General features: G+C 39.8%; 14 protein-coding genes, 2 tRNA genes and 1 pseudogene. 13 read left to right on the top strand and 4 right to left on the bottom strand.

The window, feature by feature from the left end:
- The first annotated feature begins 118 nt into the window (after positions 1–118).
- The 7 genes and pseudogenes from VB733_RS07485 (at position 119) to VB733_RS07455 (ending at position 9,314) form a co-directional block, all read left to right on the top strand.
- Positions 119–1,462: pseudogene (locus tag VB733_RS07485) on the top strand (ferric reductase-like transmembrane domain-containing protein).
- A gap of 155 nt (positions 1,463–1,617) precedes the next feature.
- Complete coding sequence (locus tag VB733_RS07480; protein WP_323339458.1) at positions 1,618–1,773, top strand: hypothetical protein; 156 nt, start codon at positions 1,618–1,620, stop codon at positions 1,771–1,773.
- Between the two features lie 86 nt (positions 1,774–1,859).
- Entirely contained in the window at positions 1,860–3,227 is a 1,368-nt protein-coding gene (locus tag VB733_RS07475; protein ID WP_323339457.1) for a glycoside hydrolase 100 family protein, read from the top strand.
- 242 nt (positions 3,228–3,469) lie between these two features.
- Positions 3,470–4,657, top strand: a complete 1,188-nt coding sequence (locus VB733_RS07470; RefSeq protein WP_323339456.1) for a hypothetical protein — start codon at positions 3,470–3,472, stop codon at positions 4,655–4,657.
- A 175-nt stretch (positions 4,658–4,832) separates the two neighbouring features.
- A complete protein-coding gene (locus tag VB733_RS07465; RefSeq protein WP_323339455.1) occupies positions 4,833–5,642 on the top strand; it encodes a glucose 1-dehydrogenase in 810 nt (269 codons plus the stop codon).
- Between the two features lie 406 nt (positions 5,643–6,048).
- Positions 6,049–7,443 carry a magnesium transporter gene (mgtE, locus tag VB733_RS07460; RefSeq protein ID WP_323339454.1) on the top strand — a complete coding sequence of 465 codons (1,395 nt, stop codon included), beginning with the start codon at positions 6,049–6,051 and terminating at the stop codon, positions 7,441–7,443.
- A 305-nt stretch (positions 7,444–7,748) separates the two neighbouring features.
- Complete coding sequence (locus tag VB733_RS07455; protein ID WP_323339607.1) at positions 7,749–9,314, top strand: hydantoinase B/oxoprolinase family protein; 1,566 nt, start codon at positions 7,749–7,751, stop codon at positions 9,312–9,314.
- Here the strand turns inward: VB733_RS07455 and VB733_RS07450 are convergent.
- The 4 genes from VB733_RS07450 to murA all read right to left on the bottom strand — a co-directional run bounded on the left by VB733_RS07450 (position 9,268) and on the right by murA (position 12,839).
- Entirely contained in the window at positions 9,268–9,612 is a 345-nt protein-coding gene (locus VB733_RS07450) for a hypothetical protein (RefSeq protein WP_323339453.1), read from the bottom strand. The genes VB733_RS07455 and VB733_RS07450 overlap by 47 nt on opposite strands.
- 575 nt (positions 9,613–10,187) lie before the next feature.
- A tRNA-Leu gene (locus VB733_RS07445) sits at positions 10,188–10,269 on the bottom strand.
- A complete protein-coding gene (locus VB733_RS07440) occupies positions 10,248–11,126 on the bottom strand; it encodes a M48 family metallopeptidase (protein ID WP_323339452.1) in 879 nt (292 codons plus the stop codon). Before VB733_RS07440 ends, VB733_RS07445 begins: the two co-directional genes overlap by 22 nt.
- Positions 11,127–11,468: 342 nt before the next feature.
- On the bottom strand, positions 11,469–12,839 hold the full coding sequence (gene murA, locus VB733_RS07435; protein WP_323339451.1) for a UDP-N-acetylglucosamine 1-carboxyvinyltransferase: 1,371 nt from the start codon (positions 12,837–12,839) through the stop codon (positions 11,469–11,471).
- A 261-nt stretch (positions 12,840–13,100) separates the two neighbouring features.
- Between murA and VB733_RS07430 the strand changes: the two genes are divergently transcribed.
- The 6 genes from VB733_RS07430 to VB733_RS07405 all read left to right on the top strand — a co-directional run.
- Positions 13,101–13,182 (top strand) — tRNA-Leu (locus VB733_RS07430).
- Between the two features lie 87 nt (positions 13,183–13,269).
- Positions 13,270–14,073, top strand: a complete 804-nt coding sequence (locus VB733_RS07425) for an RNA methyltransferase (RefSeq protein WP_323339450.1) — start codon at positions 13,270–13,272, stop codon at positions 14,071–14,073.
- A 6-nt stretch (positions 14,074–14,079) separates the two neighbouring features.
- Positions 14,080–15,123, top strand: a complete 1,044-nt coding sequence (locus VB733_RS07420; RefSeq protein ID WP_323339449.1) for an L-histidine N(alpha)-methyltransferase — start codon at positions 14,080–14,082, stop codon at positions 15,121–15,123.
- A 191-nt stretch (positions 15,124–15,314) separates the two neighbouring features.
- The gene (locus tag VB733_RS07415; RefSeq protein ID WP_323339448.1) at positions 15,315–18,080 is read left to right on the top strand and encodes a CHASE domain-containing protein; all 2,766 of its coding nucleotides are present in this window, start codon (positions 15,315–15,317) and stop codon (positions 18,078–18,080) included.
- A gap of 291 nt (positions 18,081–18,371) precedes the next feature.
- Positions 18,372–18,611, top strand: a complete 240-nt coding sequence (locus tag VB733_RS07410; protein ID WP_323339447.1) for a hypothetical protein — start codon at positions 18,372–18,374, stop codon at positions 18,609–18,611.
- 311 nt (positions 18,612–18,922) lie between these two features.
- Positions 18,923–19,639, top strand: a 717-nt coding sequence (locus tag VB733_RS07405) for a response regulator (RefSeq protein ID WP_323339446.1), incomplete at its 3' end; no start/stop codon positions are given.

Here is a 19,639-nt window from a genome sequence, read left to right as displayed (position 1 = left end):
ATTAAGATAGTCCAATCATGGGTAATTACCTCATATCTCAGAATCGTCACACTGAGTATCAAAACAAAAGAGAAATTACAAGTTATATCGCCACCACAAAGCTAGGAGGGATGCACCTATGAGAAGTTTATTGATGAAAAATCCTGTAGTCATAGTGGCATCTTGGATAGGCGCATATCTTGTGATTATTCTGTTACCCCTATTTATACTACTTTTATACCCACCTACACCAAATGAAGAACGTAGTTTTTGGTTAGAATTTTCTGCGGCTTTGGGTTTTATTGGTTTAGCCATGATGGCTATGCAATTTGCCCTGACTGCCCGCATTAACCGCATCGAAGCATCCTATGGTGTTGACCTAATTCTTCAGTTTCACCGCTACACTTCAATAGTTGCATTCTTTTTCATCCTTACTCACCCGATAGTTTTGTTCATTCATAAGCCAGAAACACTGCAACTATTAAATTTTTTGCAAGCACCCTGGCGAGCAAGAATGGCAGTGATAGCGACTTTGGCGCTGATGGCGATTATTATCACCTCCATTTGGCGTAAACAGCTTCATATTCCCTACGAGCTTTGGCGGATAGCTCATGGCATTTTAGCAGTTGCGATTATTGCATTTGCTTTAGGACATGTTTTAGGTGTGGGTAATTATCTGGGACTATTCTGGAAGGGAATTATCTGGACTGGTATTGCCCTAGCAGCGTTATGGTTATTGATTTACGTCCGCTTGGTCAAACCCTATTTTATGCAGAAAAAACCTTACTTAGTAGAAGCAAGCATCCCTCAACGGGGTAATGTCTGGAATTTAGTTTTACGTCCTAGAGGACATGAAGGAATTCACTTCCAACCAGGGCAATTTGCTTGGTTAACTTTGGAAATCTCACCCTTTAGAATGCGGGAACATCCATTTTCTTTTGCTTCGAGTGCAGAAAATGGCGATCGCATCGAATTTGGCATTAAGGCTTTAGGGGACTTTACTAACACCATCAAAGATGTCAAACCTGGTACTAAAGCTTTCCTTGATGGTCCCTATGGAGTTTTTACCACAGACCGCTATGAAAATACTGCTGGCTTTGTCTTTATTACAGGAGGTATCGGGATTACGCCAATTCTAAGTATGCTGCTTACCTTGGCAGAACGTCAAGATGAGCGTCCCCTGCTGTTAATTTATGCAAATAAGACTTGGGAAGATGTAACTTACCGAGAATAAATTGAAGCTTTAAAAGACAAATTAGACCTACAAGTTATCCATGTTCTCAGGGACGCACCGGAGGATTGGTCAGGGGAAACTGGATATGTTGATCGCGAATTACTCAAGCGCTACATTCCTAAGCGTCCAGCAACAAGAAATTACTTCATCTGTGCTGTACCAAAAATGATGGATCAGGTAGAGAGAGCTTTACATGATTTAGAAGTACCTGTCACTCACGTTCACATGGAACATTACAATCTTGTTTAACTTTAATTTATAGGTTTATTAATCATATGCTTATACATGATTCGTAGTGTTGTTATCTGTACATTTTGGGAATATAAAATTAATAATTCTCATGTTTGCTCACAAATAAAATCTTCATTATCTAAACATCAAATATACATTTGGTTTATCTTTATATGCGTTACAGTATCATGCTTCAATTAGTGGCAACTATCACATTAATTTTTCTCAGCACTGCGGTTTTATTTGCCTGGTTACAATATCGTCCAATTCCAAAAGAAGCAAATATACAGGGTAAAACTTCATCGATTTATACTAGTTTTGGAAAATGATTCCACAGGACTTTGTATAGATATGAAATCATTGACTTAGACGATTGTGTAATTAGTTCCACCTCACCACTTAATTATGGATTGCTATGAGAACAAAAAACGATGTCATCACAGAAGCTTGGGTCTTACTTGAACAGTCGATTATTAATTATCATGGTTGCCCGATTGGTACAGTCGCAGCTTTAGATATAGAGTCACAAGCACTTAATTATGACCAATGTTTTATTCGTGATTTTGTCTTATCAGCACTGGCTTTTTTGATTAACGGGAAAACCGAGATTGTCCGCAATTTTTTGACCGGAACTCTCAGTTTGCAGAGTCATGAACCACAAATGGACTCCTTTAAACCGGGACCAGGACTCATGCCAGCTAGTTTTAAAGTAGTTGTAGAGGATGATAAAGAATATTTAACTGCTGATTTTGGGGAACATGCGATCGCAAGAGTTCCACCTGTTGATTCTTGCTTGTGGTGGATTATTTTACTTCGAGCTTATGTAAAAGCCACAGGGGATATCTCCTTTGCCCAACAACCCGAATTTCAACAGGGAATCAAACTAATTTTAGAAATGTGCCTTGCTCATCGGTTTGCGATGTATCCAACTATGTTGGTTCCCGATGGCGCTTTTATGATTGATCGTCGTATGGGTGTCTATGAACATCCTTTAGAAATTCAGGTGCTATTTTATGCTGCTTTACGAGCCGCAAAGGAACTACTATTGCCCAATAATCATAGTGCTTTCTGTATTCAGAATCTCAACCAACGTTTAGCACCTCTCACCTATCATCTGCGTGAATATTACTGGATTGATTTAAATAGATTAAATGAGATTTATCGCTATAAAGGTGAGGAATTTGGCAAAGAGGTAGCGAACAGATTTAATATTTATCCTGATTCTATTCCCACTTGGTTAACAGAGTGGTTGCCAGAAACTGGTGGTTATCTCGCAGGTAATTTGGGTCCTGGACGGATGGATTTTCGTTTTTTTACTTTGGGTAATTTAATGTCTATTATTACCTCTTTAGCCAGTGAGGAAGAAGCTGAAAGTATTATGAATTTAATTGAGCAACGCTGGCAGGATTTAATTGGATATATGCCAATGAAAATCTGTTTTCCTGCCCTTGAGGGTGTTTCGTGGCAAATTGTTACGGGTTGTGACCCAAAAAATATTCCTTGGTCTTATCATAATGGTGGGAATTGGCCAGTTTTACTTTGGTTACTAACAGCAGCAGCCCAAAAAACAAATCGTCCAGAGATTGCCGAAAAAGCTATTGAAATTGCCGAAAATCGTTTAGTTAAGGATGAATGGCCAGAATACTACGATGGTAAGAATGGTCGATTAATTGGTAAGGAAGCTAGGAAGAAACAAATCTGGACTATCGCTGGTTTATTAGTAGCAAAAGAACTAATGAAAAATCCTCGCCATTTAGAATTAATTAGTTTTGAGATGGAATAAATTAGATCAAATTTGCAATCATGACATCAAAGATAGGCATCAAAAAAAAATCTCATCGCAATTATTGGTTTGAACGAGTAATTGCCATTATTATTTTGCTGAACTTTTGTTTAATTTTATTTGATTTTAGTTATGTAAATGGGCGTGATTTCTATTTTCAAAACATGCCAAATATCACTCAGCTTTATGACACAATTAAGGGTATTTAACCTCACATAGAAACACAAAATTACCTTAACAAAGTGACAAAACTAGAGGAACAAGTATTACAGACTGGTTTACAGTCACCACCAGCAGAAAGTTTACTTGATGAACTTCGTTTATTAAGTAATCGTATGATTGGGGATAATCCCTTTGGTGTTGCCAATAAAAGTGCTACTTTAGCCAAAATAAAAAATCAAATCCGCCTGCGGACAAATCAACCATCTGCCAGAGATGCCTTTAATAACTTCTGGAGTCAAGCTTACTTATCTCAAGCCGGGTGGCAATCTGAAATCAACTTTTTTAATTCTCAAGCTAAACCTCTAATTGATAGTAACTACTATCGTGATATTGGTAAATTTGGCAATTTTATCAATCGCTTCTGGCTGATTGACTTACCTTTCATACTTATTTTTGCCCTGGAATTTTTGGCACGTACTTTTTATCTCAGTCGCCGCAATCCCGATTTAACTTGGTTAGAAGCGATGCTGCGGCGATGGTATGATTTATTTCTGTTACTTCCCTGCTGGCGTTGGCTGCGAGTCATTCCAGTAACCATTCGTCTTTACCAAGCTGATTTACTTAACCTTCAGCCATTACAATCGCAAATTAATCATGATTTTGCAATCACTTTTGCTGGTGAAATCACGGAGATGGTAGGTATTCAAGTGATTGATCAAATTCAAGATGCAATTGGCAAAGGGGAGTTAGCACGTTGGTTATTTCATCCAGAAACACGCAAACCTTATATTCAAATCAATGGAACTAATGAAGTTAAAGCGATCGCCACACGTTTAGTCAATGTCAGTATTCATGATGTTTTACCAAAAATTCAACCTGACATAGAAGCCTGGATACATCACAGCATTATTAGTCAGCTAAATCAGTCTCCCTTTTACCAACAAATACAGAGTATACCGGCTCTAAATCACTTACCTAATCAACTCACACAAAAGTTTGCCCATGACCTCTCCCAATCAGCTTATCAAAACCTAGCCAACATCTTATCAGACTCTGTTGGTGCCCAAATCACTTCTCGTCTGCTGACAAACTTCTGCGATATCTTAGAGACAGAGCTACAAAAAAATCATAATATTCAGGAGTTTCAATCTTTACTGATTGATATGTTAGAAGAAATCAAAATTAACTACATTAAAGGTATTACTAATTCGCAAATGGAAAAAGTTCTAGAGGAAGCAAGCCAAATTCATAAAATTATTTATCGGTAATCAGATTATGTCAGGTTGAATACTTCTAATTAAGACTGATATGGAGACTTAGAGATGCGGAGACGTGGAGAAATTTTAACTTAATTGTAAGTGATTAGTCGAACATGATATCAGTGAAAAATATTTGAATTCTGAGAGTGTATTTATAAATATTCATTCATAGAGGGAAAATAGAATGAGAGGATTGAAAGGGAAAAACGCCCTAATTACAGGTGCGAGTTCAGGTATTGGGCAAGCGATCGCCATTCGTCTGGCTGAAGAAGGTTGCAACATTGCCATTAATTACCGCAAAAGTTCCGAAGATGCGGAAAATACTGAAGACATGGCAATGCAACAAGCCTGTGGTAATATCGAAAATTGTGGTGTTAAGTCTCTAGTGATACAGGGCGACATCTCTAAGGAAGAAGACATTGTACAAATGATCAACACAGTAGTTGATACATTCGGTTGTTTGGATATTCTGGTTAATAATGCCGGAATTCAAACCGAATGCCCATCCCACGACGTTAAAACCGAAGACTTTGACCGAGTAATCGGGGTCAATTTACGAGGTGCTTACCTATGTGCCCGTGAAACAATTAAACAATTGCTCTCTCAAAATCGACCGGGAATCATCATTAATATGTCCAGCGTTCATGAAACTATTCCCCGACCGATGTATATTAGTTACTCCATCAGCAAAGGCGGGATGGAAAATATGACCAAAACTCTGGCACTAGAATACGCGAACCGAGGTATTCGCGTGAATGCGATCGCCCCTGGAGCAACTATCACCCCCATCAACGAAGCTTGGGTAAACGACCCACAACAAAAAGCAGTTGTCGAAAGTCACATCCCCATGGGTCGTGCGGGGACTGCGGAAGAAATGGCGGCAGCAGTAGCTTTTTTAGCATCGGATGAAGCTGCATATATCACTGGACAAACCCTGTTTATTGACGGTGGGCTAACACTATACGCTGATTTCCGGGAAACCTGGTCTGCATGATATCTCAGGCTGAGAATATCTTTCAATTACGATAGATAATGTACATGTCGCCGATATAAAAGGTAATCAGTGCGATTCCATCCCAGGAAATGTATAACTGTGACGGATGTACAGCGCTCAGTCGATCTGCGCTCACGTTTGGGAAATAAGTGGGTATTGAAAATTAATTACACATGACGATTATGGGCAGAGTGTAGTATTTGCAATGGTTTGGGATTTTAAAAATGTAACATTTATTTTCAACTACCACTTAGCAAGCGAGACGCTTGCACTACTTATTTTCATCTAATTCCTAATAGCTGCCGTCACTTTCTGCTCACATTTTTTGACGAGAATAGGGCAGAGATAGTTGTATCTGCGTATTTTAGTAATTCTGATCTGCAAATCTTCATCTAGGAGGTGTCTTTTGACTGATAATCCACCTTCATCATGGCAATTGGGTGTATCCCGACAGGAACTTGTGGAATTAGTGCGATCGCAACTGGAGGCACTGCTACAACAAGAGAACTTCCAGGGAGCCAAAGTCCTATTGTCACCTGTGCAACCTGCGGATATTGCTCAAGCGATTGAGGGTTTGCCAAAAGCAGTGCAGGCTATAGCTTTTCGCTTACTCTCGAAACAGGAAGCAATTGAAGTCTATGAATATCTCGATTCCTATGTTCAGCAATCGCTAATTGCAGAATTAAGAGATCAAGAAATTCTCGATATTGTCGATAAGATGTCGCCGGATGACAGAGCGCGATTATTTGACGAGTTACCCGCAGTTGTTGTCCAACAGCTATTACAACAACTAAGTCCAACAGAACGGGAAGCCACAGCCCTAATTCTTGGTTACAAAGAGGGTACTGCTGGGCGGCTCATGACTACAGAATATCTTTCTGTAAAGGAAGATGTAACAGTTAGCCAAGCGATCGAGCGGATTCGCCTTTTTGCCAGTACCACGGAAATCATTTACTACCTTTACGTGACTGATAGAGAACGCATCCTCACGGGAACTCTTTCCTTTAGAGATTTAGTAATTGCCCAGCCAGAGCAAAGACTGGGTGAGATTATGACCCGCGAAGTAGTATTTGTTTACACAGGTACTGACCAAGAAGAAGTAGCGCAAATTATCCAACGCTATGACCTCGTAGCTGTACCTGTTGTCGATACAGAACAGCGTCTAGTTGGGATTGTGACTGTAGATGATGTGCTGGACGTTTTAGAGCAAGAAACTACGGAAGATATTTATAAACTAGGTGGGGTGGAATCTGGAGGTGATAACTATTTCCAAAGTAACGTCTTGACAGCAGCTCGTAAACGGGTCGTCTGGCTCTTTGTTCTCTTAATTGCTAATACTGGCACGACTGCTGTAATCAGTTCTCAGGAGAATGTTTTAGAACAAGTTGTTGCCTTAGCCGCCTTTATTCCCTTGTTAATCGATGCTGGGGGAAATGTGGGAGCGCAGTCTTCAACGGTGGTGATTCGAGGTCTCAATCTCAAGGAAGTTGGTATCAAAAAAGCTTTGCAAGTAGTGACGCGGGAAACTATTACAGGGGCATTATTAGGAGTGATGTTAGGCATCGCTGTAATTTTCTGGGCTTATTTCTTGGAAGGTAGTTTGCCAATCGCGATTACTGTGGGCATCAGTTTGTTGTCGATCACAATTTTAGCAGCTATTTCTGGTTCGGGTTTACCTTTTTTATTTGGTGCGATCGGTTTAGACCCAGCCTTGATGTCAGCTCCTTTTATTACCTCTGTTGTCGATGTTTTGGGAGTTTTTATTTACCTAATGCTAGCGAGAGCAATTTTACAACTATGAAGGGGCTGCATCTGTTAGTACCAAATACTTTACAGCTTAAATATTTACCTCTGGAGAGTCAATAATCTTTGTTTTCTGATGTTCAAGATTATCCAATGCAGTCAGCCATTAATCCTTGGGAAGGGGGTTGCTGTTTTTGGTATAAACTTTGATAACTTTTGTCAGGATTAGTGCTACGAAATCAAGGTAGAATAATTTTGCTAGCTTCAAGTACCAATAATGGATATTGCTGCATTATTGTAGTTGATAAATATCTCAAAAATCACGAATTAAAAACCATTAATTATTACAAATATTCAATTAATATGCAGACAATATCTCAACCTGATCCAGTTCGTTTAGAAATATTTAAAAATCTTTATCAATTTATTGCCGAACAAATGGGAATTGTTCTCCAAAATACGGCAGCTTCCGTAAATATTAAAGAAAGACTAGATTTCTCCTGTGCGATTTTTGATGCTTCCGGTTTATTAGTTGCCAATGCTCCACATATTCCCGTACATTTAGGCTCGATGAGTGAAAGTGTTCGGAGTTTAATTAATGATAAAGGTGACAGTATTGAACCGGGAAATGTCTATTTATCAAATAACCCTTATAACGGCGGCACTCACCTTCCTGATGTTACTGCCATTACCCCTGTTTTTTTAGATAATCAATTCGCATCTCAAAAATCTCCAATTTTTTACGTGGCTTCTCGCGGACATCAAGCTGATATTGGCGGCATTACCCCTGGTTCTATGCCTCCCAACAGCACTAATATTGAAGAGGAAGGAATACTTTTTGATAATTTTTTGTTAGTTGCAGCAGGAAATATTCTCGAACAATCCGTTCAGCAACATCTCTCAAATCATCCCTATCCTGCACGTAATTCCAGCCAGAATATTGCTGATTTTAAAGCTCAAATTGCCGCCAATGAAAGAGGTGTTCAAGAACTGCGGAGAATGGTGACTCAATATGGATTGCAAACAGTTCAAACCTACATGAAGTTTGTCCAGAATAATGCTGAAGAAGCAGTGAGGAAAGCAATTGATGTTTTAAAGAATGGCTCTTTTATTTATGAGATGGATAGCGGTGGAAGTATTCATGTCAATGTAAAAATTAATCGTGAAAAACGTAGCGCTATTATTGATTTCACAGGGACTTCTCAGCAATTAAATAGTAATTTTAATGCCCCGAAAGCAGTCACCCAAGCTGCTGTTTTATATGTATTTCGGACTTTAGTGAATGATAATATTCCTTTGAATGCGGGATGTTTAAAACCTTTAGAAATTATTCTTCCCCCTGGTTGTATGCTGAATCCAACCTTTCCAGCAGCAGTAGTTGCAGGTAATGTGGAAACCTCTCAAACTATAGTTGATGCTTTATATGGTGCGTTGGGTGTGATGGCTGCATCTCAGGGAACCATGAATAATTTCACCTTTGGCAATGAGAAATATCAATATTATGAGACTATTTGTGGTGGTTCTGGTGCTGGAGTTGACTTTGATGGTACGGATGCGGTGCAAACTCACATGACAAATTCCCGCTTAACCGACCCTGAAGTTTTAGAAACTCGTTATCCTGTAATGGTAGAAAGTTTTAGTTTGCGCCCTAATAGCGGGGGAAAAGGGAAATTTTGTGGCGGGAATGGAGTGGTTCGTCGGATTAAGTTTTTAGAAACGATGACAGCTAATATCCTATCAGAAAATCGCGCGATCGCACCTTTTGGATTAAATTCTGGAAAGCCGGGAAAAGTTGGACGTAACTATATTCAGCGTCGCGATGGTAGTGAAGAGAGTCTAGGCAGTACGGCAACGGTGACAATGCAAGCTGGGGATGTTTTTATTATTGAAACTCCTGGGGGTGGAGGATTTGGGAGTGCTGAGTCATAGTAAGTTCGCCTAAATACCTGTGATAAAATCGACGCGGAGACGGGGAAATGGGGAAACAATCTAATTGAAGCAAAAAATAAGGGGAAGAAAAATCTTCTCCCCCTTGCTGGTTATTTTTATTTTGCTTTTGCTTATTTTGGTTTTTAGTTTGATTGAGATTGTCTGCTTTACTTTCTTCTTGAAGTCGTTTGCGTAACATTTGTCGTTGCTTCTTCAATTGTCGCTGTCTTGCAGAGCCGCCTCTACCTTTGTCGTTTCTCCCTTCTTTGCGAGGAGATTCCCACCTTTTGAGTCTCATAATTAGTATTGTGTTTATGGAGTCACTTACTTATTGTAGTTTAGCGTAATACAATAGTCAAGTAGTCACTCAATAATTCAGTTTTTGCTCTCCCATTTGCGGTTTTATCTCTTTCCTATTCCTTGCTGAACTACAACTTAACGTCAGTTCGACGGATTTCAAACACTATAATCATTGTGAATCAAAGGGTTTGGAAGCCAAGCCTCAAAATCACCTCAATCATTAGTTGAGAACAAAGTCAATAATTGAAATATCCAAAGTTAATGATTTTATTCTCAATAAGCTCAGAGGTTTTTAGAAACTATTGGTTATCATAAACAATATTGGGTAAGGGTTTCAGGCTTTATAACTCATCGAACTCACGTCAACTTAATGTGAATTTGCGAGACACAAACAAAAGGAGGAGCAATGATAAGTCAAAAGGCTTGATCTTGTGGTTTTTAAGCCTAGAGAATGTAGTTCATTTACTGGCAAGGTGCTGTAATTTCCAGTTATGGGGAGGTAGCATTATTACATCTCTACCCGCAGGTAAGGTTGATATTTTAACTTGTTAGTTTTTGATGAATTTAGTTGAGTGGGCGAGGAGAGAATCGAACTCTCATACCTTTCGGTGGCAGATTTTGAGTCTGCTGCGTCTACCAATTTCGCCACCCGCCCTTGGGTGCAACTTCACTATTATAACCTACCTTTGGATATTTTTGCAATAGTTTTTGATATTCGGTGCTGGAAGCCCAATGATCGATTTCCCGTGCCCGGAGTACGGGGACTGGGTGAGTTAGTTGTGCGGTGCGTGCGGCTTTGACGGTTTCGCCAAGTTCGGTTTTGCTGATATCGTCATAAGCACGGGCTTGAGCAATGAAAGCATCGAGGTTGAGTTTCGGGGCAAGGGTAGGAGAACCACCAGCAAGTTTCATTAATACAGACATAACAGCTTTGGGGTTTTGGGTAGCAAGTAATGCCGCGCGATCGCATGTAAATTCGGCACACCGTACCCATTCTAAAAGCTGTGCTTGAATTGATTGGGCAAGAACAGTACCAATTGTCGGGACAGCCGCTGCCGCGAGGATTAGGAGATTAACAGGGGTTAGATAAACGCTATGATCACATTTGAGATGTCCGAGTTCGTGGGCAATTACAGCCTGAATTTCTTCAGGTGTGAGCATCTCAATCAGGGAAGTATGCACGACAATAAAAGGCTGTTTCCCCCGCATGGCAAAAGTGTAAGCATTAGGTGCTGGATGTTGGCGCAGGTAAAGCTGTGGAGGTTCTATATCCAAGATTTTGCAAGCTTCGAGCAACAAATTGTGCAATTCTGGTAATTGGTTTTCTCCTACCAATATGCTCGATGCAATATTTTCCACATAAAAAACTTGTTCTGCAACGGGTCCCAGGAGGTTTCGCACCACCATATCCAGACCTGGTATCTGTTTTAAAGCCTGGGTTGCTTCGAGATCGAGGGGATGGCGAAACGAGTCGGCTTTGAGACCAATTAGTTGAGTCTTAAAAAAGGACATGGGGAAGGGGTTTGCAACTTACGTTTTGATCTAACTAAGTATTTAGTATAGCTAATACCAATTTGAAAAAGAGTGTTCTGATTTCTTTAGCACTTAGCAATCATGTAAAAATAAGTAAGCTGATGTGCAGCTAAATCATATAAGTCAAAAACCCAAAATAATTGTAGTGCGGGCATCTTGCCCGCGTCTCATATACAAATTAAATACGCAACATCTTAGTGCAACCGTCTCGCTTGCTATTTCCCAAAGGTGGGCAATTTCCAGAATGTATCAAACAAATGTAGAGACGTTACAGGTAACATCTCTACTCAAAATCAACTATTTTGACTTAATTTGCTGAGTTTAATGGGCTGCACTAGCGATCGCAGCATCAGCATCAACTTCACGAATGCGTTCGATTTTAGCTCCAAGTTGCTGTAACTTCAGATCAAGGCGATCGTAACCGCGATCTAAAAACTGCAATCCTTTGATTGTTGTTTCGCCACTCGCCGCTAATCCCGCCACAACCAACGCCGCAGCCGCTCGTAAGTCGGTTCCCAATACTGGTGCGCCAGATAACAACGGCACTCCCCGCACAAAAGCAATATTGCCTTTGACACGAATATCAGCCCCCAAGCGATTCAATTCTGAAGCATGGCGCAAGCGGTTTTCAAATACGGTTTCGCTAATTAAACTATCACCGTCAGCAATGGCTAATAGCGACATGAATTGGGCTTGCATATCGGTTGGGAAACCTGGGTGCGGTAATGTTTCAATGTCCGCAGCCTTGAGAACCTCTGCTGGCATTACCCGTAAGCAATTGGGTGCTTCCTCAATGATATTCACTCCCATTTCTTGCAGTTTGGCAATTGCCGGGAGTAAATGATCGGGAATTACAGGAGATAATAATAACTCCGAATGGGTGATTGCAGCTGCGGTTAAAAATGTACCAGCCTCAATGCGATCGGGAATTACTTCATAATCGGTTGAGTGTAGCTTACTCACCCCTTTAATATGAATGGTACTCGTTCCTGCACCCGTGATTTTGGCTCCCATCGAGTTGCAGAAATTTGCCAAATCAACAACTTCCGGTTCACGAGCTGCATTCTCAATCACCGTCTCACCATCTGCTAGCGTCGCCGCCATCATCAGGGTTTCAGTTGCACCGACACTGGGGGAATCCAAATAGATTTTTGCGCCTTTGAGCCTACGGTTACTACCGGGAACATAGGCATTACAGATACCATGCTCAATTTGAACTTCTGCCCCCATTGCTTGCAAGCCTCGGACATGTAAATCTACAGGTCTTGCACCAATAGCACAACCGCCAGGAAGAGGCATTTGCGCCACTCCTAATCGTGCTAATATCGCCCCGATCGCAAAAAAACTTGCCCGTAACTGCGTCACAAGTTCGTAGGGAGCTTTCGAGGTGCTAAAGTCTTTGGCATTGATATCCAAAGTCTCACCATTACGTTCGATGCGTACACCCAAAGCCGATAAAACTTGAGCCATACGTTCCACATCGGCGAGCATGGGCACGTTGTGGATACGACAATCTTCAGAACAAAGTAAAGCACCAGCCATAAGGACTAATGCTGAATTTTTTGCCCCACTTATCTTGACATGACCTCGCAGAGAATGACCGCCCCATATCCGCAAGACTGAGGAGTCTGCTTCAGGTGCATTCTTTACATCTGGTAAGCCGCTCACAGGATTAATAAGCCTACCCTCCAAAAAACAATTAAAAATTTATGCGTTGGAAGTTGGTTTTGATTTTTACAGTAAAGACTGAATTTGTCTACATTTTGAACTACACAATCTCGGAGAATAGGTAGTGAGAAGTTACAGTAAGGGTAAAAACATAAAGATACATCACTTTTGTCACAAAAATATAGCCAATAGATTATTTCCTTGACAAATACAAATTATTTAGCAACAATAAAAAACTGTTGATTGTAATCGATTGATTGTAATTGACAATTTTAAAAAACGCTAGCGGAACTGGCGGAATTGGCAGACGCGCATGATTCAGGTTCATGTGCCGCAAGGCTTCCGGGTTCAAGTCCCGGGTTCCGCATTCACAATTCAGTTAGGAGCAAAGAGTCAAGGGTGGGAAATATCTCCGCTAACTCCTAGCTCCCAATTTTCAACTCCTAACTTTGTCATGCTGACTAGTTTACAAAATCCTTTGGTTAAGCAAGTTCGCAAGCTGCATTCAGCTAAAGAACGCCACAAGCAGGATTTATTTTTATTGGAGGGTACACATCTACTGGAAGAAGCTTGTGCAGTAGATTATCCTTTGGAGACGTTGTTTTGTACCCAAGATTGGCAAACAAAGCATTTGCAATTATGGCAGCAACTGACTCAAAAATGCGATCGCCTGGAAATCGTCAGTACAGAAGTTTTACATGCCCTCGCCACCACGGTACAGCCTGATGGTGTGGTGGCAACAGCAAGGCGAGGAATTCACTCCCCAGAGGCAAACAATCTCGGTATCCAATCAGTGCCATTTTCTGGTTTAGTCTTAGCATTGGAAACAATTCAAGACCCCGGTAATTTAGGAACAATGATTCGGACGGCGGCGGCGGCGGGAGCATCGGGGTTAGTTGTGAGTGGGAGTTGTGTCGATTTAGACAATCCTAAAGTTTTGCGAGCCAGTGCTGGGCAATGGTTTCGTTTACCAATGGCAAGAAGCGAAGATTTAAAAGCGACAATCCTTCTGGCGAAAAATGCCGGTATGCAAATTGCGGCAACTTTGCCAAACGCCACCCTGACTTATTGGGATGTGGATTGGTGTCAACCAAGTTTGCTGTTGCTGGGAAATGAAGGCGCAGGATTATCAGCAGAATTAGCGGCAATGGCAGATATATCTGTCAGCATACCTTTAGCCCCAGGAGTTGAGTCATTGAATGTGGCGATCGCATCTGCACTAATATTATACGAGGCACACAGGCAAAAAAGAAATTAACAGAAAATGGTCAAATTTTCCGCGAATATTGCCAATTCTCCGCGCCGGGCGACACCAAGTCCTGATTTTTATGCTACTTTTTCAGAAGTAGAAATTTTAGAGATTATTGATGCATTGAAAGTCAGACAAGAGATACCTCTCAAGTTTTCCTATAAGGGAAGAGGGGCGAAAATTTGGGATGATTTTTATCGAAAATATATTATTCCCACATGGTATCGAACTTCCAATGTAGAAATTGAGCTTTTACAAGATAATTTTCAATATCTAAATGATGCTTGTAAGATAGCTGACAAGGTTAATATTATTGATGTTGGTGCCGGAAATTCATATCCAGTGAAAAGATTTATTCATCGGCTAGATAAGTTAAGGAAAGTGAATCAATATGTTGCCTTAGATATCAGTGCTGGATTACTGGATGTATCTCAGAAAAACTTTCATAAGTGGTTCCCAAGAATTAATTATCTCAACGGCATAATTGATATCGAAAATAGTTGTATTCCTCAAAATTTACTAGGTTATCAATCTGATGATCAAACTGAAAATAATCAGATAACAAACATAATTTTACATTTAGGTGTGACTATCGGCAATCATCATCATCGCGCCAGGGTTTTCAGTAATTTTAAAAATAGTATGCAGGCAAATGATATTTTAGTTTTGACGAATGAACTCGGTTCTAACTCTCAATGGAATGGTCAAGCTAGGGGTGGTTGCGATTATCATGCGGGGCATATATATCGATGGATTAAAGATGCAATTGGCATTTCCTCATCAGATTGCCAACTGGTAAGAAAGTATGATTCTGGGAGAGATAGCGTAGTTGCAAATATCCAGTTTCTCTATGATTACAGTATCGATTTTAGGATTCAGGGAATCGATAAAAGTATTAATTTTGCCGCCGGCGATGATATTACTATTTGGAGGCATCATAAGTTTGAAATACCCAAGTTGCGCCAGGAATTAGAACAAGCTGGATTGGAACTTGTGCGCTACAGTACAAATAAATATTCCTCGCATATTATGGCAATTTGTAGATTAATTACCCAGTAATTAAGCAGAAAAGAGAACTTAGATATATAACCGGGAATCAATAAACCCGTATAGTTAATTTGATTGAATGTGATTTTGCATTTTCAGTAAAAAATAATTATATTTTCGTCAGATATTTTTAACAAGTAATGTATTAATTGTTATCCTATATTTATAGCTCAAAAGATTTTCGAGTATGGAACTCTGAGATTATGAATAATCGTGGGGATAAACTTTACAAAAATTTGCTTTTGTCATTGAATCCTACACAAACAAAACGTGGCTGGCTTCCTTATGTAATTTTACTCGGAACCTTGTTGTTAACCAGTTTATTTTCATATTATGGGGCGATCGCATCTCGGACAAAAGATAGGTTGCGGTTTAATAATGAAGTGGAACAGACTCAAAGCGATATTCAAAATCGTTTACATACCTATGTAACTTTATTGCATGGTGCAAGCGGTTTATTTGCAACTAATCATCAAATCACCCGCGAGGATTTTCAGGCTTATGTTCAGCATTTAGAATTACGGAAAAGCTATCCTGGTGTTCAAGGAATCGGTTTTTCGATGCGAGTCAAGCCTGAAGATGTCCAGTCATTAGTCAACGAGATGCAAAAACAAGGATTTCCTAATTTTGCATTACACCCAAATACACCTCGAAATGAATACCATACGATTATTTATCTAGAGCCTTTAGACCAACGCAATCAAACTGCGATCGGCTACGATATGTTTAGCGAAGCAACTCGTCGTGCAGCAATGGAACGCGCACGGGATAGTGGTTTACCTGCGGCTTCTGGGCGAGTCACCCTATTACAAGAAATTGAACAGCATAAACAAGCTGGCTTTTTGATTTATGTTCCGATATATCGTCAAAATCAGAAGATAGAAACTGTTGCCGAAAGAAGAGATGCATTGTTAGGTTTTGTTTACAGTCCATTCCGGGCAGATGATTTATTCGCAGGAATTTTGCAGCATCAGCAAAACCCTTTAATTAATGTAGATATCTATGACGATCAAAAAATAAGTCCCGAAAACTTATTACATAGTTCCTTTGCAAATAACTATTGGAATAATTATTGGCATACTTCCCCGGAAACAGCAACATTTAAAACTACTAAAAATTTGAATGTAGCCGGAAAAACTTGGACAATAGTCTTTTCTTCTCGCCATGAATTAGAAACAGATTTAACCAGTCGCTACGTACCCTATATGCAGTTAGCAGGGGTGACACTGAGTTTAATTTTATTCGCAATGGCGCGATCGCAAGTTAATGCCTTCAATGCGACACAAAAAAGTAATCGACAACTTAGTTTTTTGTATGAAATGTCGAGTAATTTACTTGTACAAGCACAGCCGAAGGAATTTATTAGTAGTATATTTAATCAACTTTCTGAGCAATTACAACTTGAAATTTATTTTAATTATTTATTAGAGAACACCAGAGAAAATAATCATCAACGCCTGCGACTTCATGCATATGCTGGTATTAGTGAAGACTCAGCAAAAAAAATCGAATGGCTCGAAGTTGGAGAAGCACTGTGCGGTACAGTTGCCCAACAAAAAAAACAAATCATTGTCGAAAGAATTCAAGAATCAACAGATAATAAAGCGGACTTAGTTAAGAACTTGGGAGTTACAGCATACGCTTGTTATCCATTATTATCAGGACAACAATTAATTGGCACATTAACATTTTGTACCCGTTCGCGTACCTGTTTCCAATCAGACGAATTAGCATTATTACAAATAGTAGCAGATTTAGTCGCCACCGCACTGGAACGCGATCGCCTCATGCGTCAATTACAAGAACACACCGAGGAATTACAACAAGCTAACCGGATCAAAGATGAATTTCTTGCCACTCTTTCCCACGAGTTGCGAACCCCTCTAAATGCAATCCTGGGTTGGGTACAGCTTTTACAAACCCGCAAATTGGATGACACCAAAATAGCCCGTGCCTTAGAAACTATCGATCGCAATTCTCGATTACTGGGGCAACTAGTTGAAGATATTTTAGACGTATCCAGAATCATTAGTGGGAAATTTCGCCTCAACGTTGAAGAAGTCAATGTCAAATCTGTAGTCATGTCTGCGATCGATACAATTCAACCAGCAGTTGATGCTAAACAAATTCAAATTACTACCCAACTACAACCAGATGCATTAATTTGGGGTGATGCAAATCGTTTACAACAAGTTATCTGGAATTTAATCTCCAACGCCATTAAATTTACCCCAAAAGATGGACAAGTAAAAATCAGTCTCGAAAAAATTTCTTCCCAGATTCAAATCCAAATTGCCGACACAGGACAAGGTATAAAACCAGAATTTTTACCCTATGTATTTGATCGATTTCGTCAGGCAGATGGTTCGAGTACCCGTTCCTTTGGGGGATTAGGTTTAGGCTTGGCAATAGTGCGGCACATTGTGGAATTACATGGTGGAACAGTTAGCGCCACTAGCCCCGGAGAAGGTAAAGGAGCCACATTTACTGTTGAATTACCAGTTTTAGCCACCCGCCAAAAAATTTTCAACTCTACACCACAAGCCATAATTACCCATGAAGTCTCAACTAAATCTCAACGTATTTTAGATGGCTTAAAAATCATCCTTGTTGAAGATGAAAACGATGCACGAGAATTAATTGCCACTGTACTTGAAGAAGCCGGTGCAGAGGTGATACTTGCAGCAAATGTTGCTCAAGCCCTGCATACACTTCAGCAAAGTAAACCAGATATTCTCATCAGTGATATTGGCATGCCCCAAGAAGATGGGTATATGCTCATTCGTAAAGTGAGGGCACTATCATCAGAACAGGGAGGAAAAACACCCGCCCTCGCATTAACAGCATTTGCTGGCGAAGAAGATAAAAATCAAGCTCTTAATGCAGGTTTTCAAGGACACCTTGCCAAACCAGTTGAGCCAATAGAGTTAGTCACCCGCATTGCGGATTTAGTAAAGTCGATGCATTAACTTATAAATCAAGATTAATCTAACATTAATCAAGGCGATCGCATTTGATTGTATCCTCTAAAAATCGATATAATTGCACATCTAGAATTTGCATTGATATCATGTTAATAGAAAGCTATATCAAATCCGTTTAAAGAGTTATCGTTGAGGTTGATGCGAAGACTGTGAGAAGCGGGAACGCAGAGAGAAATTAATGATAACTAAATTATCCAGATTTGATATCAGTATAAATAATCTCTTTAAGCATTATTCTTTCCTTTCAGATTAACAGATTCAAAGCTTATTGTCGTAATGATACCAGCAGAAAATGCGCGTCTCCCTATTTGCGAACTCGAAGCAACGCCAGAATGGCTAACATTTGCAGCGATTCATTATGTTGTTGAATGTATCAACGATTGCGAAAATATGCAAATGCTGGCTCAACTACGACAGATTTTCCCTCGCGCAGTTTTAACGGAAGCATCTCGATATATTAAAGGACAGCAACGCCAAAATTTACGACTGTGGCTAACCCAACTCAATAATCAATAGGGCTGTATGCAGTTATGTAAGTAGTTCATCCAGACTATCTACAGAGTATAAAGTACAGGAATATCCACGATATTTTAATATTTAATCTCACCGACTTGGTTCCGAACATTGCAAATTTTACATAAACTAGTACCAGAAGGCAGAAGTAAGAAGCGTAAAGTTAGACGTAACGGAAACTGACACAGTCTACTTTGCCCTATTCACACCACACTGTACTAGGATTCAATATATTCTAAGTCCCCAAGATTTGAGAATAGAGATTATTGTTCTGCTACTCAAAAATCATAGTAAACTCTTTCTAAAAAATTTTCATGAATAAAAGAACAATTCGGATTTTACTAGTAGAAGATAGTCTCACAGATGCATATATTATACTCAGGGGATTTGCGCGTTCAAATTCAGAAGAATGGCAAATAACACATGTAGATAGATTGAGTGAAGCGATCGCAATTTGTAGTCGAGAATCAAATGTTACAGGTGAGGATATTTCCAGCCAAAAACAACAAACATTTGATATTATCTTGCTAGACTTGCATTTACCAGATTCCACGGGAATCGATACCCTCAGAGAATTTCGTCATGTAGAACCCAATATACCAGTAGTAGTATTAACTGGTTTGGATGATGAAGATTCCGGACTACAGGCAATGGCAGAAGGGGCACAAGATTATCTTGTCAAAGATGCAGTTACAATTCAAAGATTACTACGTTCTATTCGTTACGCATTGGAACGTGGGCAAATATTAGTACAGTTAAAAGAAAGTGAAGAACGCACTCGTGCTGCACTTCGCAAAGAGCAAGAATTAAACGAACTTAAATCCAGCTTTGTGGCGATGGTATCCCATGAATTTCGCACACCGATGAGTACGATTGTGAGCTCACTTGATTTACTGCGCTACCACGAAGAAAAAATCACTGAAGATAAGAAATTTCAATATTTTCAACGCATCGAAAATGCCATTAACCAGATGATACAAATGTTAGATGAGATATTATTTCTCAGTCGTAATGAAATTGGCAGAGTGGAA

Origin of the sequence: Calothrix sp. UHCC 0171, from assembly GCF_034931845.1 — a bacterium.
Taxonomy (GTDB): Bacteria; Cyanobacteriota; Cyanobacteriia; order Cyanobacteriales; family Nostocaceae; genus Brunnivagina.
The sequence above is the reverse complement of the archived record's forward strand: the minus strand, read 5'-3'. Positions and strand labels throughout refer to the sequence as shown.